We start from the raw sequence: 21314 nt of genomic DNA on the forward strand, positions 1-21314 counted from the left end.
CCATGGATGGGAGGTTAGCGTGTACCCCTTGAGCCGCGAGACAAGCCGCAGGTGTTGCCCATGCGAAGACTGCGAGCGGTATATTTATACAAGCCAATGAATATTAATAACTTTTTGCAGTAGAATCATAAGGTGGTTATGAATATACAAAACGCTGGCAAAGGAAAAAGCGGACGGCCGAAGACCGCCCTTACAATGCCTTGCAGTCGCTATTAAGGTTGCTGCGCCTGATTCCGGAACGACACGGGGGTCGTTCCCTACATACCCTTTAGTCGCTATTAAGTTTGCTGAGCGATATATTTTTACAAGCCAATGAATATTAATAACTTTTTGCAGTTAAATCAAAGATCAATTAAGCGGACATGTTTAGGCTTGATGCTTCACTAGCCCGAAGGCTTTGGAAAATTCCAGGACTAATACCGGAACCAGGGCCAGGCCCAGGGCGTAGAAGTACATAACAGCAGACAACTGCGTCAAGCCAAAGGCGAAGGCCACCGGGGGAAGAAAGGCCACCAGAGCCAGCAAGGCCAGGGAAATAAAGGCAGCGCCATTCAAGTAGCGATTGGTGAAAATGCCGGTTTTAAACAACGAGTGGCTGGAGCGCATGTTGAAGGAATGAATTACCTGCGAAAGCGCCATTACCAGAAACGCCATGCTGCGCCCGGCCACGATATCCCCGGTGCTTTGCCAGACCATAAAGAAGCCAATAAGGGTTAAAAGCGCAAACATGGCCCCCTGCAGTATTATGCGGGTGCCCATACCATGAGCAAAAATACTCTCCTCTTTGGGCTTGGGCTTGCGCTCCATAACATCACTTTCCACCGGTTCCAGGCCCAGTGCAATAGCAGGCAGGCCATCGGTAACCAGGTTAATCAGCAAAAGCTGCATAGCCAGGAATGGTGAGGCTTTCCATAATATCATAGCCATAAAGACAGCCAGTACTTCACCCACATTGGTTCCCAGCAGGAAGCCCACGGTTTTTTTGATATTATCATAAATACCCCGGCCTTCCTTTACCGCATCCACGATGGTGGCGAAATTATCATCCGTCAGTATCATATCGGCGGCGCCTTTGGCTACATCAGTACCGGTAATACCCATGGCACAGCCGATATCTGCGGCTTTTAAAGCCGGAGCATCATTTACCCCATCGCCGGTCATGGACACGATTTCACCCTGATGCTGCCAGGCGCGAACAATGCGGATTTTATCTTCCGGTGAAACCCGGGCATAGACCGAAATCTGCCGCACCTGCTCATCCAGCTCGCTAGCGGATAAATTAGCCAGTTCACTGCCGGTAATGGCCTGGTCTCCCTCAAGCATTATGCCCAGGTCTTTAGCAATGGCAGAAGCGGTTTCTACATGGTCGCCGGTTATCATGACCGGTTTGATTCCGGCCCGCTGGCAGACGGCCACCGCCTCCCGCGCTTCCGGCCGGGGTGGGTCAATCATGCCCAGCAAACCCATGAAAATAAGATCCTTTTCCAGTTCTTCGCTGCTGGCTGTTTCGGGCAGAGTTTCAATTTCTTTATAAGCTACCGCCAGTACGCGCAAAGCCTGCCGGCTCATTTCATTGTTGAATCTTCGTGCTGCTTCCAGGTCTCCGGCTATGCACCTGGCGGCTAAAACATCGAAGGCGCCTTTGACAATTACCATGTATTTGCCATCAATTCGATTAACCGTTGTCATTAACTTGCGCTCAGAATCAAAGGGCAATTCAGCCAATCGCGGGTACAGGCGGTTTAACTCATCCTTGGGCAGGTGGTTTTTATGAGCAGCCAGGACGATGGAGGTCTCGGTAGGGTCACCAATATGGCGTTCCTTGCCATCCTCAAACTCTACCGTACCATCACAGCATAGCGCAGCATATTGCAAGAGTTTTTTAATAACGGCAGAATTGCTTTCACCAATATCCTCCAAAACAGAAGCGCCGTCAGCCAAGGCTTTTACCAGGGTCATTTGGTTTTGGGTCAAGGTACCCGTTTTATCAGAGCAAATAACTGAGGCGCTGCCCAGGGTCTCCACCGCCGGCAATCTTCTGATAATAGCGTTCTTTTTTACCATTCGCTGTACCCCAATGGCCAGAACAATAGTAACAATCGCCGGCAGGCCTTCGGGAATAGCCGAAACAGCCAGTGCCACTGCTATCATGAAGATTTCCATGACTTTCATGCCATCGATTAAACCGATAATAAAAATGACGGCGCATATCCCCAGGGCCAAAAGCCCCAGATATTTACCCAGCACCGCCAGCCGGTGCTGCAAAGGGGTTTGCCTATCATTGGCGGCATCCAGGAGCCTGGCTATTTTACCTATTTCCGTATTCATTCCCGTGGCAGTAATCACCGCCCGGGCATTACCATAGGTAATGCTGCACCCGGCATAAACCATGTTGAAGCGATCGCCTAAAGGCGCGTTGGCTGCTACCTCGGCAGCCGCATCCTTTTCGCTGGGAACCGATTCCCCGGTCAGGGCCGATTCCTCAGACTTTAAACTGTTGGAATGAATAAGTCTGGCATCAGCAGGAACACTGTCTCCCGCTTCTAGTTTAATAATATCCCCCGGCACTAAAAAAGAGGCCTCGATAATGCTTTCCTTGCCATCACGCATGACTCGTGCATTAGGGGCGGAGAGCTCTTGCAAGGACTCCAAGGCTTTTTCCGCTCTGCTTTCCTGAACCACACCCAATATGGCATTAAGTACGACAATCAACAGGATTAAAACCGGTTCATAGAAACCTTCTCCTTCATAGCAAGCAACTACAAATGAAATTGCCGCTGCCAGGATTAAGATTAGAATCATGACATCATAAAACTGCTCCCAGAATCGCTGCAGCATACTTTTCTTCTTTTTCGCCTGTAGTTTGTTTTCACCGTATTCCGCCAGGCGTTTGGAGGCTTCTGTGGAGCTTAAACCCTTATCGGGGTTCACCTGCAAATGATTTAACAATTCTTCATTATTTGCTGTATATGGTATCAAGTTGCGATACTCCTCCGATCTATGTAATAATGCCGGCCGTTCCCAAGCTCCAGAATAGTCCAATGGCCAGTTCCCATAGCTTGTCCCCAACTATCATAAGCTATTATTACCTGCTGAACAGCGCAATAAAGCCCCTAATATATCCCGGGTGAAAAGAATAACCCCGTGCATTTTTATTATATCCCATCTCCATCCGGCAACCTCAGCCCTTGGAGCAGAGCAGGGAGCAATGAAGGCGATAAAAAGCTGGTTAATATTATACCCTATAAACATCCATTTTGTGCCTGCTTATTAATATGGTACGGGAAGCAGGGCTGGGGCAGGGACTCAGCTCCTATTGCGTCTACCTGATTATCAGCGGGCGGTAGTCAGCGGTATGAGCTGCAAACTCACAGCGAGGCATTATCTGTTCCTCGCTTTCCTGCCAGGTATGACTCTCCGGATTCGGGCGTCTTATGCCAACAAAGTTAAAGCGTGATGAAGAATAGATTACGATCCCTTTTTCCATACAGTCCTTTAAGAACCAGAGGTCTTCTCCCACACTAAAATCCCGGAACTTCACCTCTTGAAACACTTCCCGCTTAATTACCAGGCTGGCTCCGGTAAGATATTCTTCGTGGGAATTCTCATGATTAGGGTTGAAAATTGCCAGGATCTGACTGTTTTCAAAGTAGATAAACCAGCTTGATTTCCCCACCACATGTGCACCGCTAACCGGAAACACTTCCATTTGTTCTTGCAAATAGCCCGGGGCATAATAATCGTCATCGTCAAATTTTGCGGCATAGCCCATATTGATATAGTTTAAGGCATAATTCAGACAGGCCCCTTGAGATTGAGATTCATCTACTTGAAACACCCTTACCGCAGGAAAACCTGCCGTCCACATTCTCCATTCCCGCAAGTTCATGCTGTTCGAGTTTAGTATAATTAATAGTTCTTTGGGCGAGAAATCCTGGCGGAAGAAATTAGCCAAAATATTATCTCGGCATTCGGGCCGGTTGGTGCAAGTAATAATGGAGACTCCTTGCTGTCGCATATGTAGTTTATCCCTATTAAGCCGTACGGTATTAGTGGAATAATGCATCTGCAAATGAATCACTCCTTAGCTTTATACTATGCTGCAGCGCTTTCATTGGTTTAGGAAGAAAGGTGAGGAGTGAGGAGGGTGTCAAAAGGACCGTCCCCTTGATACCCTTGGCACCTGCCGTAAGAAAATGTATAAAAGCCATAAGCCTAAAGCAGAATATTAAAAGCAATTTAAAAGGAGGTTATTATTTTGCAGGTGAAAGTATCAGAATTTGTCGGGGAATCAAGAAGAAGCTGGCAGGATGCGGTGGAAAATGCAGTGAGTGAGGCCTCACGGGATGTTAACAATATTTCCGGTGTTGAGGTTGTCAATTGGACAGCCAACTGCGCAGATAACAAGATTGTAGAATACAAAGCCAATATCAGGATAGCCTATTTAGGCTAGCTATCGTGTTGAGGGACGGCCCTTTGCCAAGTTTTCTGAATGTGACTCTGCCGCAAAATCCCTTTTGTTGCATAAGGGTTGCATAAATATACAAAGCGAGCATTGGCGAAGCATGGATGCAGCACCCTTCGGGTACTCCTGGTGTTCCACCCTACGGGTGTCACTATTAAGGTTGCACCGGCGAAGGCGAGCAGGCGAAAGGGAACCGTCCCTTCAATACCCTGCAAAGCTAACATTCGCATAATCTCAGGCCATAAAGTAAATAATACCCTGGCAAGGAGGAAAATTGGTGAATACACCTGATCCGAAGCGATGGAAGAAGATTGAAGTAGAGGAATACGAAAACCTGGTACAGCAGACAAAACCCAAACCTCCCCTCCTTAAGCACTGTATTTGGGCATTTATTGTAGGAGGGCTTATCTGTCTCCTGGCCCAGCTAATAATGAATTATCTTCTCAACCAGGGTATAGGCAAAGTTGATGCTTCTTCTTATACATCGGTAATTATGATATTCCTGGGAGCCTTTCTTACCGGTATCGGAATCTATGATGAACTGGGGAAAAAAGCTGGTGCCGGTTCTATTGTTCCCATTACCGGCTTCGCCAACGCAATAGTAGCTTCAGCTATGGAATTCAAGCGGGAAGGCTACATATTCGGGGTGGGTGCCCGGATTTTTACGGTAGCAGGCCCCACCTTGCTTTTTGGTTTTGTTGTGGCGGTCCTGATAGGTTTAATCAAGGTCTTCCTTAGCAGCTAAACACAAATAGAGGGGGATAATATGCCGGCTAAAAAGAAAAGAGGGGCGCAAACGCTGGTTTTTGACAAGCCCCCGGTTATTACTTCCTGGGCTTCCATAGCAGGACCCAAGGAAGGGCAGGGACCCTGGGGCCAGGATTTTGATTGGAGCATGGAAGATTATCTTTTCGGGGAAGAATCCTGGGAAAAAGCCGAAAACAAGATGCTCCGGGAGACGGTCAAAAAGGCCTTGAACAAAAGGAATTTCGATGAAGCTGATGCGGAAATACTGATGGCGGGAGACCTGCTGAATCAACTGGTTTCCTCCAATTATGCAGCTCGCGAATTGGGGATTCCGTTTTTAGGGCTTTACGGCGCTTGCTCCACTATGGCGGAGGCCCTTTTATTAGCAGCTATTCTAGTGGATGGCGAATTTTTTGAACGGGTGATTGCTGCCGCCTGCAGCCATCATTATACGGCGGAAAGACAATTTCGCTTTCCTACTGAGCAAGGAGTGCAAAAGACCCCCAGCTCTCAATGGACAGCAACTGCTGCCGGAGCAGTACTGCTGGAACCTGTTGGAACCGGTCCCCGTATAACTGCAGTAAGTATAGGAAAAGTTATTGATATGGATCAAAAAGATATCAGCGATATGGGCAGTGCTATGGCCCCGGCGGCCGCCCATACCATAAAGACGCACTTTAATGACCTGAACCGGTCTTCTGATTATTATGACTTGATTGTAACCGGCGACCTGGGAAAAGTAGGGATGGCTATTACCCGGGAGCTATTTATAAAAGACGGGCTGCAGCCTGAGCCCAACTACAGTGACTGTGGCGTTTTGCTTTATGATGATTTTCAGGAAGTAAATGCCGGGGGCAGCGGCTGCGGTTGTTCCGCCTGTATCTTGTGCGGTCCTTTACTAAAAAAAATGACAGCCGGGGAGATAAATAAACTGCTTTTTGTCGCTACTGGCGCTCTTATGAGTCCGATCACCAGTTTTCAGGGTGAAAGTATTCCCGCGATTGCTCATGCCGTGGCTATAGAAAACTAACGCTGGAGGGGCAAATATGGTACCGCTATATATGGCGTTTCTTATCGGAGGTCTTCTTTGTCTTCTGGGACAGCTAATAATGGATCTGACCAGGGCCAGTATAACCCCGGGGCATATACTGGTAGGTTATATTTCCGGTGGGGCCGTTCTCAGCGGGCTAGGGCTGTACGAGCCTTTGGTAAAAATCGGAGGGGCCGGGGCTACTATACCCTTATCCGGTTTTGGCCATCTCCTGACCCAGGGAACTCTGAAAGCCGTGGAACAAAAGGGATTGCTGGGAGCTTTCAGCGGGGGAGTAGAAGCTGCTGCTGCCGGGATCACAGCGGCCGTAGTTTTCGGCTACCTGGCCGCAGTTTTATTTAACCCGAAGGGATGATTTTTGTTTGTTTAAAAAAGGTCCCCATCTTTATTTGGGTAAAGATTATGATATAAACCTGGATATTATGAAGAAGGAACTGGCCGAAGGGGAGAATTTTGACCTGATCGTGCGGGAAGTACGGGTGGGAGGCAGGAAAGCTGCCTTCATATGCCTGGACGGTTTTGTCAAGGACGACATCATGACGGAATGCATGAAATCTTTGTTAGCCCTGAAGAAAGAAGTATTTCTTTCCAGTACGGTGAAGAGCATTTTGGAAAAAGGTGTTCCCTATGTGGAACTGACTACGGAGAACAAAATAGATGAACTGCTTTATTCGGTATTATCCGGTTCAGTTCTCTTCATTATAGATGGCAGTGAAGAAGCATTTATTATAGACCCTCGCACCTACCCGGCCCGCAACCCCGAAGAACCGGACATAGAAAGGGTTGTTAGAGGTTCCCGGGATGGCTTTACCGAGACGATTGTCTTTAATACCGCCCTCTTGCGGCGGCGGGTGAGGGACCCCAAACTGCGGATTGAACTGCTGCAGGCGGGTAAAAGGTCCAAGACCGATATCTGCGTCTGCTATTTAAAAGATGTGGCTGACCCGGCCCTGGTAGAAGATATCAAGTCCAAAATATCCGGCATTGCCATTGATGCCCTGCCCATGGCGGAGAAATCGGTGGAAGAACTGATTATGCCCGGCAACTGGTGGAATCCCTTCCCCAAGGTCCGCTATACGGAAAGGCCGGATGTAGCCGCAGTGCATTTATTGGAAGGCCATGTACTGGTAATGGTGGACACCTCTCCCAGTGTTATGATTCTTCCCGTAACTTTTTTTCACCACCTGCAACATGCCGAAGAATACCGGCAAAGCCCCAGTGTAGGCGTATACATAAGGTGGGTGCGTTTTATAGCGGTGCTGGCTTCCATAATTATTACCCCGTTGTGGCTTTTACTGGCCCTGTCTCCCGAGATTCTGCCCGCTTCATTGAAGTTTATCGGGCCCAAAGAAGTGGGGAATGTCCCCATCTTCCTGCAATTTGTTATAGCTGAAATCAGCCTGGATATGATGCGGATGGCTGCCATACACACCCCCTCGCCTCTGGCTACGGCTCTGGGGGTCATTGCCGCTTTATTAATCGGAGATGTGGCAGTAAAAATTGGCCTCCTGGTACCGGAAGTAATACTTTATACCGCTATGGTAGCGGTTGGCTCTTATTGCACTCCCAGCTATGAAATGGCTATGGCCAACCGTTTAGCGAGGTTTTTTATCCTTCTGGGAACCGGATTTTTCCGTTTGCCCGGCTTTATCGTTGCCAGCATTTTGGTAATACTCCTGGCTGCTTTTACTAAATCACTTAAGGTACCCTATTTATGGCCCTTAATTCCCTTTAACTACCGGGCTCTAAAAGGTATTTTGGTGCGTTCCCCGGTTCCCATCCAGAACCTGCGCCCGGAAATTTTAAATACCCAGGACCAGAGCCGGCAACCCAGCCCGGCTTTTAAAAGGAGGAGAGAAGAAAAATGAGCAGGGTGGGTATACCCCGCAGTTTATTTTATTACTATTACTATCCCCTGTGGAAAAGCTTTTTTTTGGATTTGGGAGTCGAAGTACTTACTTCCTCACCCAGCAACCGGAATACGGTAGAACGAGGAATTGAGCTGGCTGTAGATGAAACCTGCTTCCCTATCAAGGTCTACCTGGGCCATGTGGCGGAATTATGCCGGGAAGAACCGGATTATCTCTTTGTACCCCGGCTGGTCAGTGTGGAAGCCCGCAGCTATATCTGCCCCAAATTCATGGGTTTGCCGGATATGGTAAGGGCCTTGATAAAGGATACCCCTCCCCTGATAGATATAACGGTTGACTTGAGCCGTGATGAAAAATGCTTTAAGAAGGACATAATCCGAGTGGGCCGTCTCTTTACCCGCCAGGTGCCTAAAATCCAACTGGCTTACCAGCACGGCTGCGAGGAGCTGCGTTTATGTCGTTCTCTGGCCAGCCAGGGATTCACCATGGAGGAGGCCATCAAGATTTGGGAGGGGGGAGCAATGGAGGCAGAGCGGGAAACAGACCTGAATATAGGGGTTTTAGGACATGGTTATTCGCTTTATGACGAGCGTATCAGCATGAACCTGGTTAAACGCTTGCGGGCTATGAACTGCAAAGTTCTCCTGCCCGAGCATTTGGGCAGCCAGGAGGTGGAAGCAGAAGCGGCCACGGTACCGAAAAGGGTTTTCTGGACCCTGGGGCGCAAAATGCTGGGAAGTGCTCTGCACCTGAGCCAAAGAGAGGATGTTGACGGAATTATTTACCTGGCTTGTTTTGGCTGTGGTCCCGATTCTCTCGTTGGGGAAATAATTGAACGCAAAATCCGGGATAAGAAGCCCTTCATTCTTCTTACCGTTGATGAGCATAGCGGGGAAGCTGGAATTATAACCAGACTGGAGGCTTTTTGCGATATGTTGCGGCGAAGGAGGAACTGCGGGAGTGAAAGTAAGCTTTCCCCATATGGGGCATCTCTACATTCCTTTGAAAACACTGTTTAAAGGCTTGAAGCTGGAGGTAATAGCACCGCCGCCGATAAGCCAGAAGACCATGGAACTGGGAGTGAAATACTCGCCGGAATTTGCCTGCCTGCCGCTGAAGATTAATATGGGCAATTTTATTGAAGCTCTGGAACAGGGAGCTGATACCATTGTTATGGCCGGAGGCTGGGGACCTTGCCGCTTTGGCTATTATGCCCAGGTGGAAAGAGAGATTCTGCAGGAGTTAGGTTATGATTTTAAAATGGTTGTCCTGGAAGCCCCTGATTCGCGTATTTCTGAATTATTGCTGCAGTTAAAAGCCCTGGGGGAGAAGGCTTCAGTCCGGGAAGCCTACAAGGCCATTCGTTTTGCCTGGAAAAAACTCGTTGCTATTGAAAAACTGGAAAAAACCTTGGAATACTGCCTGCCCCGGGCTATAGATAAAAATTATATGGAAACAGTATTTGAACGGGCTCTGCAGGCGATCGATGAGGCGGAGAGCCAGCAGGAGGTGGAGAAAATCGCCCAGGAAAGCTTAAGGGAAATGGAAAAGAGCCCCTGCAAAGGCGCCGAGGTATTAAAGATTGGCCTGGTAGGTGAAATATATACTATTCTGGAACCGGCCAGCAACTGCCATGTGGCTCGTTGCCTGGGACGGCTGGATGCGCAGGTTAGCCGCTCCATCTATGTTAGCGATTGGGTTAATGATCATCTTTTTGGAGGTTACTTACGCAAATCCAATCATAAACAGATTATTCAGTCTTCCCGTCCTTATTTAAACTATGAAGTTGGAGGCCATGGGCGGGAAACAGTTGGTTCTACGGTAGATTTTGCCCGCCGGGACTATAACGGCATAATTCAGATAGCCCCCTTGACCTGTATGCCGGAGATTGTAGCCCAATCCATACTGGGAAAGGTCAGTGAAGAACTTGAAATACCCTGTATGACGCTGTATTTTGACGAGCATTCGGGAGCAGCCGGGGTATATACGAGGTTGGAAGCCTTTGTAGATATGCTGCAAAGAAAGAAGAATTTATCGTCAAGCCCCCTGTTATTAGAAGCTCGGGCATAATAATTTAGAAAGAAGGGAAGATGGATTGAACCTTTATCTGGGTGTGGATATCGGCTCCGTCAGCAGCAATTTTATTCTGCTGGATCAGAACGGCAGGCTATACCGAAAACTCTATTTGCGAACCCTGGGCAATCCGGTGAAGGCCTTGAAAGATGGCTATGCCAGCATCAGCGATGGTTTAGATAAGCAGCACGGAAAAATAAGAGCGGTAGGCAGCACCGGCAGCGGTCGTCACCTGGCCGCCGTTTTGCTGGGGGCCGATGTGGTAAAAAACGAAATAACCGCCCATGCGGTAGCGGCATCCCATCTTTTTCCCGGTGCTAAAACTATTATTGAAATAGGGGGACAAGACTCCAAGATAATAATCTTGCGCAACAACATTGTACATGACTTTGCTATGAATACCGTATGTGCTGCCGGTACCGGCTCGTTTTTAGACCAACAATCAGCCCGCCTCAATATTCCCATTCAGGAGTTCGGTGATTATGCGGTAAAATCCGGCCATCCGGTAAGAATTGCCGGTCGCTGCGGAGTTTTTGCCGAATCGGATATGATTCACAAACAACAAATGGGTTTTCCCGTAGAAGACATTATAATGGGCCTTTGTGAAGCCCTGGTAAGAAATTACCTGAACAATGTCGGCAAAGGCAAAAAAATTGAGGAACCGGTGGTATTCCAGGGCGGAGTCGCGGCCAACCGTGGTTTGGCCAAAGCCTTTGAAAAAATACTGGGCTTGAAAATAAATGTACCTGCTCATTATGAAGTTATGGGAGCCATAGGAGCGGCTATCCTGGCCCGGGAACAGATTGAGCTAAGCCATAGCCCCACCCGCTTCCGGGGGGACAATTTTGTCCTGGAAGGCAATTTTACTTCCAACAGTCATGAGTGCTCGGGCTGTCCCAATCTCTGTGAAGTGGTTTGTATTAAACGAGACAATGAGGTCTTGGCTTACTGGGGTGATCGCTGCAAAAAATGGGAAAGCTCCATAAAACAACCCCGCGAAAAATTGAAAGTAGTATAATAATGGTGCCAGGCACTTAAGTTGTTAACTTATTGAGAGTAGCCATTGACAAGGGGCCGGGGTTGTTCAAACACGATCCCTTTAGGTGCTATTAAGGTCTTTACTCCTCACTTCTCTTACTAACCCCCATGGCCCAGGGGCAAAAACACCGATGAAAAGTGAGTTAGTAGAGGCTTGAATAGTAAGATGTCATAAAATAAATTAACCCCTCACTCCTCACTTTTCTCACTAAGTATTGCCCAGATGGCAAAGCCGGATGCGGGAAAAGGGATTAGCTGCCGCCGGGATTATGTTTCTGGTATCAAAAACTAAAGGAGTTCGCATGTCTGCGGCCAGCTCATCATAATCCAAATGGCGAAATTCATCATGTTCAGTTAATATTAGAATCAAATCGCTGTCTTTAACTGCTGCTGGCGCTGAGTTTTCCCCGGAAACACTTCTTACATGGGGGTCAAAGACCTTGATAGAATAACCTTCCTGCCTTAATGCCTTAACGATCTCCCAAGCTGGACTTTCCCTTAAATCTCCTATATTACCCTTGTAACTCAGGCCAAAAACCGCAATATGCGGCTTATCCATGCCAGCAACCAGGTTTTGGACCTTTTCTACTATGAAAGCAGGCATACTGGCATTGACTTCTCGGGCAGTTTTGATTAGCGGAGTTAGTGAGGGAGCTTTTTCCACAATAAAATAGGGGTCCACTGCCAGGCAATGGCCTCCTACACCGGGACCAGGTTGCAGCAGCTTGACCCGGGGATGTTTATTGGCCAGGCGAATCACCTCCAAGACATCAATACCCAGGTGGCTGCATATCCGGGTCATTTCGTTGACCAGTGCTATATTGACATCGCGGAAAGTGTTTTCCAGTAATTTAGTCATTTCGGCCGTTTTCAGGTCGCTCAAAGATATCTCGCCCTGGAGAAAACTGCCGTAAAACTTGGCTGCCTCCTGGGCGCATCGGCGGGTAAAGCCCCCAATAACCCGATTGTTCACCAGCAACTCCCGCACTATATCCCCGGGTAAAACCCGTTCAGGACAAAAGGCCAGAAAAAGATTTTCCCCCACTTTATGACCGGCCTCTTCCAGCAACGGTTTTATAATTTCTTCACAGCTCAAGGGTGGAATAGTGGACTCAATAATAAGCAGGTTGCCCGTTTGCAGCTGGGGTAGAATACTTTCTACTGCCTGCAGAACATTAGTCATATCACAGCTTTTGTCCGCCCGGGCCGGAGTAGGAACTGCAATTATGAATATATCGGCATTTTCCGGCTGGGGAGAGAAGCGAAGCTTTTTTTCGCTGCGAACTTGCTGAAACAACAGATTCAGATTAGGCTCCTCAATATGGATTTTTCCCTGTTCCAGCTCCTGCAAAAGCTTAATATCCCGGTCCACACCCGTAACCCGGTAAGCGTTTGCCGCCAGAATTACGGCGGTGGGCAGCCCGATGTAACCCAATCCCATTACTATTACTTGTTTCACATCTCTTCTCTCCTGTCGATAAAAACAAAACCGCATCTTACCATATAATTTATTCATTTCCGCTCCGGCGAGTTACCAAATTGAGGGCTAACGTATAAATTCATCCCTCTAATCCTCCAGGGTGCGGAAGATAAGTTTTAAGACCACCTTATAAATTTTCATAAAAATGACTCCACTGCAAAAACCCCTTTTTTTGCATAGGGTTGCATAAATATGCAAAGAGAGCGTTGGCGAAGCATGGATGCAACACCAGGCGAAGGCGAGCAGGCGAAAGGGGGCGAGCGACAGGACGTCGCGAGAGCGCTACTGACCAGGATGGGAGATTAGCGCGGCACCCCTTGAGCCGCGAGACAAGCCGCAGGTGTTGCCCATGCGAAGACTGCGAGCGGTATATTTATGCAAGCTAATGCATATTTATAACTTTTTGCAGTGACATCAAAAATAAGCCTATCTGTTTTAATAGGCTGTTATGCTAGAATTATAGTGGTTGTTGGTGAAGACCCTCGATTCCTGGTGTAGATGCCGGGAGAGGGGGTGAAAGGATTGAACACAGTAGAATTACTGTTGCTTCTCTCTTTAATCGTCTCGATTATCGCAGTAACGAAGAAAGACTGATGCCCCACATCAGCCTTTCCGAATAGAACACTTCAGAACATATTCGCACCAGGAATTGTATTACTTTTCCCGATGGCCGGAGAGGTTTTCAAGTGACCGCTTGAGAACCTCTCATTTATTATTATATACATATTTTCGGAAAATACCAGTAGATTAAATATTGTCTTATTGAACATATTTCTAAAGCCTTTAATGATTCACTGCCTAATCTATAAGGTGGTTCCATTTATCTTGCTTTCATTTACTCACCCTGGTGAAATTGAACTCATATAATAAAAAGGCAAAAAGTATTCACGCAAAATCAAGAGTAGGGAATTGCGGAGGTGCATTGCATGAAAATCCTGGTTACCGGAGGCAAGGGCGTAGTAGGCTCCAGCCTGGTTCGTGAACTGCGGGCCCAGGGGGAGCAGGTCTGGGCCTGTGATCTTTTTCACAGTCATGAAAACAACTATTATCGTTGCGATATAAGCAAGTTTCGGCAATTGCAGATTCTGTTCGAGCAAGAGGAATTTGACCTGGTCTATCACCTGGCGGCTGAATTTGGCCGCTGGAATGGGGAGGACTATTATGAACAAATGTGGACAAGCAACGCTGTTGGCACCAAGAACCTTTTGCGACTGCAAGAACAGTTCGGCTTTAGAATGATCTTTAGCAGCAGCTCCGAAGTATATGGTGACTACGATGGGATAATGGCCGAAGAAGTCATGAACGAAGTGGCGATTAAACAGATGAATGATTATGCCATCTCCAAGTGGGCCAATGAAATGCAGATTCTCAACTCGGCCCTGATGGCAGGGACGCAAACGGTCAGAGTCAGGTTGTTCAACACCTATGGACCGGGCGAATTCTATGCTCCTTACCGCAGCGCCCTTTGCGTTTTTATCTATCGTGCCCTGCATTCCTTGCCTTATACCGTATACCGCCAGCACCAGAGGACTTCCCTGTATATAGATGATTGTATTCGTGCCCTGGCCAGTATCCCGGACAATTTCCAAGCCGGGGAGGTATACAATATTGCCGGAATTGAGCTGCATGATATGAAGAGCGTTTCCGATATGATACTGGATTACCTGGGGCAGGATGATAGCCTGGTCACCTATAAAGATGAGGAAAATTTTACTACCCGGGTTAAAAAACCGGATATAAGCAAGGCGGTAAAGGAGTTAAACTACCAGCCCAAAACCCTGTTGGAGGAGGGCATCCCGGCCACTATCCAATGGATGCGGGAAACCTATCGATTGGGAAAATAGAGAGGAGGAATGGGGAGCTTGAAAGCCTTGGTTTCCATAATCATACCCAGTTTGCTCCGGGCAGATCTCTTAAAATGGAATCTTTTTTCGCTGGCGCAACAGAAAATACCCTATCCTTTTGAAACTATCGTTCTCAATGACGGCATCCCGGATGATACCGAACGGGTTTGCCGGGAATACGAACAAAGCCTGAACCTCAAATATTTTTTCAGCGGAAAAAGAAATCTGGATGGAAATATCAAGTGGCGGGGTCAGGGATTTGCCATGAATATAGGGGCCCGTATCGCTGCTGGCAGCATTTTGATACTCTGTGACGCGGAAATGTACCATTTGAATGATACCGTGTTTTATCTGGCGGAACCATTGCTGCAGAAGCCTAATCTTATTGCTATACCAGGGTTAGGCAAGAATGATTGGAGTGGAGAATTTTTACGCCATATTGAGGAACGGCAAGGAAAATATGAGCCTCAAGCATTGGAGCTTTGTGATGATTTGCGTATTAGACTCCCTTTTTTGATGGCGGTCAGCCGGAGTGAATTCTATTCCATAGGCGGTTTCGATGAGGACTTTGTAGGGGTTTGGTATGAAGACGATGACCTGGTGGGGCGCTTGCAGATGAACGCTTGTTCCTATTTTGAAACCGGGGCGGAAACGGTGCATCTATTCCATCCCCGGGACAAGGGCAAAGGAGTAGAAGAGCGCATTGCCCTAAATGAAAAACTATACTTTGAAAAGATGTCTCAAATCGTCCGCAACCAGGGCCGCGAATGGGGGAAACTGGAATAAGACTCAAGAATCCCCTCAACCATCTCCAGCAATTGCGCTGCGCGCCGGGTGCTAGAGTGTTTTTCGCGCACCATCTCATAGCCCTGCCGGGCTATTTCCTTCCGCTCCTTCTCATGTTTCAGGTAATACTCAGCCTTCTCTTCGAAATTCAGCTCATCAATCTCCACAAAATGAACCCCGGGGACGAAGCCTAAATCCAGAAGTTCCGGTGAGGAGGGGGCCAGTAACAATGTGTTGCAGGCTAAAACCTCAAAATATTTCAAAAGCGGGTATTTATAGACGGAGTCACAGCTTAAAAATAGCTTGGCCCGGTTTATTTCCCGGGCATAGTTGGGGCCGACAAAGAGTTTTTTCATCTCCGCCGGGGAGAAATGCTTGTAGCCGGGGTGTTCATGATAGACGAATCCCGGCTTTTCCGTCATTTTCTCCCGGATTTTATAGCGCAAGGAGTAAATATATTCATGCAGCGCCCCCATCATAAGGTAATCGATAGTTTTGGGCAAGTGATAATCTTTGAAAATATTGCTGTCAATATGATGAGGAAGCCAGCTCATTCTATTTTGCCATTCCGGATACCAGTCCCGAAATCTATCCCGGTAGCGCGTGAAAACCCAGCATAATTTTTTATCCTGCAAGGCTTCCTTACAAGAATCATGATGCAGATCATGCAGGTAGACAGCATAAGGTATAGAAAGTGAAGAAAGTTCATCAATGACCGGGCTATTTATTTCGCCGGGCTCATTCAGCAGTACAAAATCAGGGGTTGAAGGCAATAGGGGCAGGATATCTTTTATAGACCCGCTCTCATGCCATAAGTAAAGTTCCAGTAAATCGGCCAGAGCAGTCATTAAGGAATGAAAGCTGGAATCGAGGTATTGCCGGAAATCGCCGCTTATGACCAGAAGTTTCATCTGCACCACCAGCCCCCTTTATCTGATTCACCAAAATGGGAGGTACCAGTTAATTATTGAAGCTCTGGCCTGAAAGTATTGGTTCCAGGTATTTCTTTTACTTCTATAATATGTTCTGGTCCGCTTCCAGGTTCCAAGTAAGCAGGCAGACCGGAAAAATCGTTTTATATTGATTAGTAAGAAAAGTAAGGAGTAGGGGCTAAGGTGTCAAAAGGACCGTCCCCTTGACACCGGAAGAAAAAGATAGCTCAATTTGGAAGATAATGATATAATACTTTATTAGAGCTGAATACTAGACGCTGGGGGAGCTTTGCCCGGGCAAAGCTGAGATAGGGGGACAGCCTCTGACCCTTTGCACCTGAACTGGATAATGCCAGCGGAGGGAAGCGTTTACCTGGAGACTTGACAGGTTGACCTTTTTTGCTGGTTAACCTGTATTTTTATTTCATGGCCCAGGGGGGCACAACTACCGATGAAAGAAGAGTCGGTAGGGGCTCGAATAGTAAAATGCGGCAGGAAATATCCCCTTCTAATCACTGACGCCTGATGACCGACAACTATTCTTACTAAGGAGGTACTTTTTTGCGCAAAATTCTAACTATAGCGGGCTCTGATTCCTGTGCCGGGGCAGGAATTCAAGCGGACATCAAAACCATTCAAGCCCTGGGAGCTTATGCCCTGTCGGTGATTACGGCAGTAACCGCCCAGAATACCCGGCAGGTAACGGCTGTTCAGGAAATCGAAGCCCAGGTAATAGAAAAACAACTGGAAGCCATTTTTTCTGATATTCGCCTGGATGGAATCAAAATAGGCATGCTGGGAAGTGCTGGAACTGTTCAGGTAGTAAGCAAGTTTTTGGCTTCTTTCTTCCAGGCGGGAGCTTTCCGGGAAAAACAACTGAAGAACTCCCTTCCTCTGGTGGTTGACCCGGTGATGATAGCCAAGAGTGGTGACCGCTTGCTGGAGGAGGAAGCGGTGGAATCACTAAAAAAGAACCTCCTGCCTCTGGCCAGTGTAATCACCCCTAATCTTATGGAAGCCGGGGCCTTGTTAGGACGGGAGGTTAGCAGCTTGGAGGGGATGAAAGAAGCAGGTAGGGAACTCCTGGAATTCGGTTGCGAGTGGGCCATCGTCAAGGGAGGGCATCTAAAGGGAGAACCGGTGGATGTCCTGGCCAATAAAGACTCGCTTTATTGGCTAAGAGGCCGGCGGGTTGATACTGACTGCAATCATGGCACCGGCTGCACCTTTTCTGCGGCCCTGGCCACCTTGATGGGACAAGGTTGGGAAGTACCGGCAGCAGCCAAACGAGCCAAAGCCTATATAGAATATTGTTTAGAGCATGGTTTTGCCATAGGCGAAGGGGTGGGCATACCTCACCATTTTGCCGCTCAGCGCCCCTGGGAACCGGAAGCTTTGAATGACGGCAGCGATGCTTCGATAAAGGAGGAAGTTTAATGCTCAAGTATTGTGCGGAAATATGGGACGAAGTCAGAAGCAAGAGACCGCTGGTACACTGTATTACCAATTATGTAACCGTAAATGATGTAGCCAACATTATTCTGGCATCGGGTGCATCACCGGCCATGGTGGAATACCCGGCTGAAGCCAGTGGATTTGCCCCCCTGGCCTCGGCTCTTTACTTTAATCTGGGTACCCTTACCGGGGAGCAGGAAGCGGCCATGCTGGAAGCCAGTTGGGCCGCTGCCTCCCGCGGCGTTCCCATAATTCTCGATCCGGTGGCCTGTGGAGTGATTGGGCGCAAGGTGGATTTGATAGAAAGAATAAAGTCACTATGCAAGATACAGGTATTGAAAGGAAACGCGGCGGAGATTAAAAGCCTGGCCGGTTTAGCCGGACAGGCTCAGGGCGTTGACTCTCTGGATACGGGTGAAGGTTTGGCAGAAGCCTGCCTGCAATTGGCGGCTGAGGATAAGTTAATTGCGGCCGCCACCGGAGAAGTTGATATTGTGGCCGAGGAAAACCGTTATGCTTGTATATTAAATGGTACACCCCTGTTCCAAAGCATTACTGGCGCCGGTTGTATGGCTGGCGGGGTAATAGCCGCTTGTTTGGGTGCAGCGCCCGAAGAAGCCTGGCTGGCCAGCATTACCGGTTTGTTAGCCTTTAATTTGGCCGGGGAAAGAGCCGCCAGCCAGGCGGGAAACCGCCCGGGGACTTTCCGGACCCTTCTTTTTGATGAGCTTTTTGTTTTGAGGGGAGAAGAGCTGGTGAAAGAAGGACGATTGGAATGATAAACTCGGATTATTCCCTGTATCTGGTCACCGACCGCGGCCTGCTTCAGGGTCGGAGCCTTCTGGAGGAGGTAAGGAAGGCGGTAAAGGGTGGTGTAAGCATGGTCCAATTGCGGGAAAAAGAGGCCGGCAGCAGAGAATTCTATGAGCTGGCCCAGGCTCTCCAAACCGAATTAAGAGATTTGGGCGTACCCTTGCTCATTAATGATCGCCTGGACATTGCTCTGGCGGTGGATGCCGATGGCTTGCACCTGGGGCAGGAAGACCTGCCTTTACCGGTAGCCCGCTCCCTGTTGGGAAGAGAAAAAATAATCGGCCTGTCCATCAATAAACGGGAAGAGGCCTGGGAAGGAGAGAAGATGGGAGCCGACTACCTGGGGGTATCCCCGGTGTTTGCCACCCCGACCAAAGCTGATGCTCCCCCGGCCACCGGTTTGGAGTTCCTGGCCAGCTTAAGACAGGAAATCAAGATTCCTTTGGTAGCCATCGGCGGAATCAATAAAGAAAACCTGAAGATGATAAAGGAAACGGGAGCGGATGGCGCGGCCGTAATATCAGCTCTTATGGGAGCAAGCGATATTGAGGGGGAAGCCAGGAAGCTGAGGCAAATATGGGAGAGAAGTTAATAATTTTTATGGATTTCGATGGCACCATTTCCCGGGAGGATGTCTGCAATAAGATGGCAGCCAGGTATGCCGGCCGGGACTGGGAGGAAATAAACCGCCTCTGGGAAGAAGGAGTGATTACTACTGGAGAGTGTGCCAGTCGCATTCTTTCATCAATGGAGGTAGGGGCAGCCGAATTGGAGGCCTTTTTTCAGGCTCAGGAAGTAGACCCCGGGTTTTCCTCTTTCCTGGACTGGGTGCGAAAAAAGCAGCACCTCCCTATTATATTGAGCGATGGCTATGACCGCTATATAAAAAGCATATTACGGGGCCAGGGCTGGGAAATCGAGTTTTATGCCAATAAATTGTACTGGAATGATGGCTGGCGGATGGAATCACCCTACCTGGATGAAGTATGCCCCCAATGTGGGGTATGCAAGAGCAAGATAATCCGGGAAAGAAGTTTGCCCGGCTATCTCACAGTATATATCGGAGATGGCTACTCCGATTTCTGCCCGGCGGCCTGTTGTGATATCGTTTTTGCCAAAAATGAACTGGCCGGCTACTGCCGGAAAGAGGGTTTAACTTACTACCCCTACCGGGATTTTCATGATATTCTCCAGCAACTGCCGGGGATTATAAGAAATAAAGTCTGAAGGGAGAAAAATATGAACTACAAGACCCAGAAGGAAGCTGCCCGCAAAGGTATAGTGACTCCGGAAATGAAAAAGGTGGCGGAAAAAGAAGGAGTGGAGCTCAAATACCTGCAAGAGGGTTTGGCCGCCGGGAAGATAGCCCTACCCGCCAACCGCAACCACCTGTCATTACAGGCTGCAGCTATCGGAGCCGGTCTCAAAACCAAGATAAATGTTAATCTGGGTATTTCGCGCGACTGCAGCAATATGGCAGAAGAAATGCGTAAGGTAGAAAAGGCCCTGGAAATGCAGGCTGATGCTATTATGGACCTCAGTTGTCATGGAAAAACCCAGGAATTCAGAAAAGCCCTGTTGGCAATATCCCCGGCCATGATAGGAACCGTACCGGTTTATGATGCTATGGGTTTTCTGGAAAAAGAATTGTCGGAAATAACTGTGGCCGAGTTCCTTCAAGTGGTGGAAACCCATGCCCGTGACGGGGTTGACTTTATGACCATACATGCCGGCATTAGAAGGAGTACCCTGGAACGCTTGCGCCAAGCTCCACGCCTGACCAGTATTGTTTCCCGGGGCGGAGCCCTTTTGTGCACCTGGATGGAGCGCAATAAAGCCGAAAACCCGTTTTACCAGTATTTTGATGAAGTCTTGGACATCTGCCGTGAATACGATGTGGCCCTGAGCCTGGGTGATGCCTGCCGGCCCGGTTCCATCAATGATGCCAGTGATGCCTGCCAGCTTGAAGAACTGATTACTTTGGGAGATCTAACCTTGCGGGCCTGGGAAAAGGAGGTGCAGGTTATCATTGAAGGGCCGGGACATATGCCTTTAAACGAGATAGAGGCCAATGTGCTGCTGCAAAAAAAGCTTTGCCACTCCGCCCCATTTTATGTACTGGGGCCGCTGGTCAGCGATATAGCTCCCGGTTATGACCATATTACCAGTGCCATAGGAGGAGCTATAGCCGCCGCGGCTGGGGCTGACTTTCTCTGCTATGTAACCCCGGCGGAACACTTGCGCCTGCCCAGCCTGGAGGATATGGCGGAAGGTATTATAGCTGCCCGTATTGCCGCTCATGCCGCTGATATCGCCAAAGGCCTTCCGGGAGCCAGCGAATGGGACTGGCAAATGAGCAAGGCTAGGGCTGAACTGGACTGGGAAAGCATGTTCAAGCTTGCCATAGACCCGGAAAAGGCGCGCCGTTACCGGGCGGAATCCAGCCCGGAGCTGGAAGATAGCTGTACTATGTGTGGCCAGAGCTGCGCCCTGAGAAACATGAAAAACCTGTAGAGTGCTTCTTTTAGTTACTTGTGAAACAATGGTTTACTGTGCTAAAATGTACCCATGACTCCACTGCGAAAACCCCTTTTGTTGCATAAGGGTTGCATAAATATACAAAGCGAGCGTTGGCGAAGCATGGTTGCAACGCCCGGCGAAGGCGAGCAGGCGAAAGGGGGCGAGCGACAGGACGTCGCGAGAGCGCTATACGACCATGGATGGGAGGTTAGCGTGTACCCCTTGAGCCGCGAGACAAG

Annotated in this window: 19 protein-coding genes and 1 riboswitch; of the genes, 15 read left to right on the plus strand and 4 right to left on the minus strand. The window is 48.6% G+C overall.

Annotated features, from left to right (window positions below; genetic code table 11):
- Positions 1 to 366 precede the first annotated feature (366 nt).
- Both AWB54_RS09890 and AWB54_RS09900 read right to left on the minus strand, forming a co-directional pair.
- Positions 367 to 2979 (minus strand): calcium-translocating P-type ATPase, PMCA-type, encoded by a 2613-nt coding sequence (locus AWB54_RS09890; RefSeq protein WP_061214446.1) that lies wholly within the window; start codon positions 2977 to 2979, stop codon positions 367 to 369.
- Positions 2980 to 3322: 343 nt separating this feature from the next.
- Positions 3323 to 4066: a glycosyltransferase gene (locus tag AWB54_RS09900; RefSeq protein ID WP_338064096.1), complete on the minus strand. Its 744-nt coding sequence runs from the start codon at positions 4064 to 4066 to the stop codon at positions 3323 to 3325.
- Between the two features lie 198 nt (positions 4067 to 4264).
- On the opposite strand from AWB54_RS09900, the gene AWB54_RS09905 reads away from it, so the two are divergent.
- The 8 genes from AWB54_RS09905 (at position 4265) to AWB54_RS09940 (ending at position 11225) form a co-directional block, all read left to right on the plus strand.
- On the plus strand, positions 4265 to 4453 hold the full coding sequence (locus AWB54_RS09905) for a dodecin family protein (RefSeq protein ID WP_338064095.1): 189 nt from the start codon (positions 4265 to 4267) through the stop codon (positions 4451 to 4453).
- Between the two features lie 289 nt (positions 4454 to 4742).
- A complete protein-coding gene (gene spoVAC / locus AWB54_RS09910) occupies positions 4743 to 5210 on the plus strand; it encodes a stage V sporulation protein AC (RefSeq protein ID WP_061214450.1) in 468 nt (155 codons plus the stop codon).
- Between the two features lie 21 nt (positions 5211 to 5231).
- Positions 5232 to 6242, plus strand: coding sequence for a stage V sporulation protein AD (gene spoVAD, locus AWB54_RS09915; RefSeq protein ID WP_061214451.1), 1011 nt, complete (start codon positions 5232 to 5234; stop codon positions 6240 to 6242).
- Between the two features lie 16 nt (positions 6243 to 6258).
- Positions 6259 to 6618, plus strand: a complete 360-nt coding sequence (gene spoVAE, locus AWB54_RS09920; RefSeq protein WP_061214452.1) for a stage V sporulation protein AE — start codon at positions 6259 to 6261, stop codon at positions 6616 to 6618.
- 67 nt (positions 6619 to 6685) lie between these two features.
- A complete protein-coding gene (locus AWB54_RS09925; RefSeq protein ID WP_394326493.1) occupies positions 6686 to 8131 on the plus strand; it encodes a spore germination protein in 1446 nt (481 codons plus the stop codon).
- Entirely contained in the window at positions 8128 to 9153 is a 1026-nt protein-coding gene (locus tag AWB54_RS09930) for an acyl-CoA dehydratase activase-related protein (protein ID WP_061214454.1), read from the plus strand. The genes AWB54_RS09925 and AWB54_RS09930 overlap by 4 nt, the downstream gene beginning before the upstream one ends.
- Positions 9095 to 10204: a CoA protein activase gene (locus tag AWB54_RS09935; protein ID WP_061214455.1), complete on the plus strand. Its 1110-nt coding sequence runs from the start codon at positions 9095 to 9097 to the stop codon at positions 10202 to 10204. Before AWB54_RS09930 ends, AWB54_RS09935 begins: the two co-directional genes overlap by 59 nt.
- Before the next feature lie 25 nt (positions 10205 to 10229).
- Positions 10230 to 11225: an acyl-CoA dehydratase activase gene (locus AWB54_RS09940; protein ID WP_061214456.1), complete on the plus strand. Its 996-nt coding sequence runs from the start codon at positions 10230 to 10232 to the stop codon at positions 11223 to 11225.
- A 228-nt stretch (positions 11226 to 11453) separates the two neighbouring features.
- Here the strand turns inward: AWB54_RS09940 and AWB54_RS09945 are convergent, their stop codons facing one another.
- The gene (locus AWB54_RS09945; protein WP_235811155.1) at positions 11454 to 12704 is read right to left on the minus strand and encodes a nucleotide sugar dehydrogenase; all 1251 of its coding nucleotides are present in this window, start codon (positions 12702 to 12704) and stop codon (positions 11454 to 11456) included.
- 947 nt (positions 12705 to 13651) lie between these two features.
- Here AWB54_RS09945 and AWB54_RS09950 point away from each other — a divergent pair.
- Positions 13652 to 14569, plus strand: a complete 918-nt coding sequence (locus AWB54_RS09950) for an NAD-dependent epimerase/dehydratase family protein (RefSeq protein ID WP_061214457.1) — start codon at positions 13652 to 13654, stop codon at positions 14567 to 14569.
- 18 nt (positions 14570 to 14587) lie between these two features.
- Positions 14588 to 15355, plus strand: coding sequence for a glycosyltransferase family 2 protein (locus AWB54_RS09955; protein WP_061214458.1), 768 nt, complete (start codon positions 14588 to 14590; stop codon positions 15353 to 15355).
- Here the strand turns inward: AWB54_RS09955 and AWB54_RS09960 are convergent.
- Positions 15310 to 16266: a glycosyltransferase gene (locus AWB54_RS09960; RefSeq protein WP_061214516.1), complete on the minus strand. Its 957-nt coding sequence runs from the start codon at positions 16264 to 16266 to the stop codon at positions 15310 to 15312. The genes AWB54_RS09955 and AWB54_RS09960 overlap by 46 nt on opposite strands.
- Positions 16267 to 16557: 291 nt before the next feature.
- Positions 16558 to 16668, plus strand: a riboswitch (TPP riboswitch).
- A 180-nt stretch (positions 16669 to 16848) separates the two neighbouring features.
- Between AWB54_RS09960 and thiD the strand changes: the two genes are divergently transcribed.
- From thiD to thiC, 5 genes are read left to right on the plus strand one after another with little or no spacing between them, the layout of a single operon-like run.
- The gene (thiD, locus tag AWB54_RS09965) at positions 16849 to 17724 is read left to right on the plus strand and encodes a bifunctional hydroxymethylpyrimidine kinase/phosphomethylpyrimidine kinase (RefSeq protein WP_061214459.1); all 876 of its coding nucleotides are present in this window, start codon (positions 16849 to 16851) and stop codon (positions 17722 to 17724) included.
- Positions 17724 to 18521, plus strand: coding sequence for a hydroxyethylthiazole kinase (gene thiM, locus AWB54_RS09970; RefSeq protein WP_061214460.1), 798 nt, complete (start codon positions 17724 to 17726; stop codon positions 18519 to 18521). The genes thiD and thiM overlap by 1 nt, the downstream gene beginning before the upstream one ends.
- Entirely contained in the window at positions 18521 to 19147 is a 627-nt protein-coding gene (gene thiE, locus AWB54_RS09975; protein ID WP_162839415.1) for a thiamine phosphate synthase, read from the plus strand. Before thiM ends, thiE begins: the two co-directional genes overlap by 1 nt.
- Positions 19132 to 19782, plus strand: a complete 651-nt coding sequence (locus tag AWB54_RS09980; protein ID WP_061214462.1) for an MtnX-like HAD-IB family phosphatase — start codon at positions 19132 to 19134, stop codon at positions 19780 to 19782. The genes thiE and AWB54_RS09980 overlap by 16 nt, the downstream gene beginning before the upstream one ends.
- A 12-nt stretch (positions 19783 to 19794) precedes the next feature.
- Entirely contained in the window at positions 19795 to 21069 is a 1275-nt protein-coding gene (gene thiC, locus AWB54_RS09985; RefSeq protein WP_061214463.1) for a phosphomethylpyrimidine synthase ThiC, read from the plus strand.
- The last annotated feature ends 245 nt before the right edge of the window (positions 21070 to 21314 follow it).

Source organism: Syntrophomonas wolfei subsp. methylbutyratica, assembly GCF_001570625.1.
GTDB lineage: Bacteria > Bacillota > Syntrophomonadia > Syntrophomonadales > Syntrophomonadaceae > Syntrophomonas > Syntrophomonas methylbutyratica.

What these genes read in the sequence shown, in the direction of transcription:
- AWB54_RS09900 (WP_338064096.1), bottom strand. Translation starts at nt 4,066, where the DNA reads ATGCATTATTCCACTAATACCGTACGGCTTAATAGGGATAAACTACAT.
- spoVAD (WP_061214451.1), top strand. Translation starts at nt 5,232, where the DNA reads ATGCCGGCTAAAAAGAAAAGAGGGGCGCAAACGCTGGTTTTTGACAAG.
- spoVAE (WP_061214452.1), top strand. Translation starts at nt 6,259, where the DNA reads ATGGTACCGCTATATATGGCGTTTCTTATCGGAGGTCTTCTTTGTCTT.
- AWB54_RS09925 (WP_394326493.1), top strand. Translation starts at nt 6,686, where the DNA reads ATGAAGAAGGAACTGGCCGAAGGGGAGAATTTTGACCTGATCGTGCGG.
- AWB54_RS09930 (WP_061214454.1), top strand. Translation starts at nt 8,128, where the DNA reads ATGAGCAGGGTGGGTATACCCCGCAGTTTATTTTATTACTATTACTAT.
- AWB54_RS09950 (WP_061214457.1), top strand. Translation starts at nt 13,652, where the DNA reads ATGAAAATCCTGGTTACCGGAGGCAAGGGCGTAGTAGGCTCCAGCCTG.
- AWB54_RS09960 (WP_061214516.1), bottom strand. Translation starts at nt 16,266, where the DNA reads ATGAAACTTCTGGTCATAAGCGGCGATTTCCGGCAATACCTCGATTCC.
- thiM (WP_061214460.1), top strand. Translation starts at nt 17,724, where the DNA reads ATGCTCAAGTATTGTGCGGAAATATGGGACGAAGTCAGAAGCAAGAGA.
- AWB54_RS09980 (WP_061214462.1), top strand. Translation starts at nt 19,132, where the DNA reads ATGGGAGAGAAGTTAATAATTTTTATGGATTTCGATGGCACCATTTCC.
- thiC (WP_061214463.1), top strand. Translation starts at nt 19,795, where the DNA reads ATGAACTACAAGACCCAGAAGGAAGCTGCCCGCAAAGGTATAGTGACT.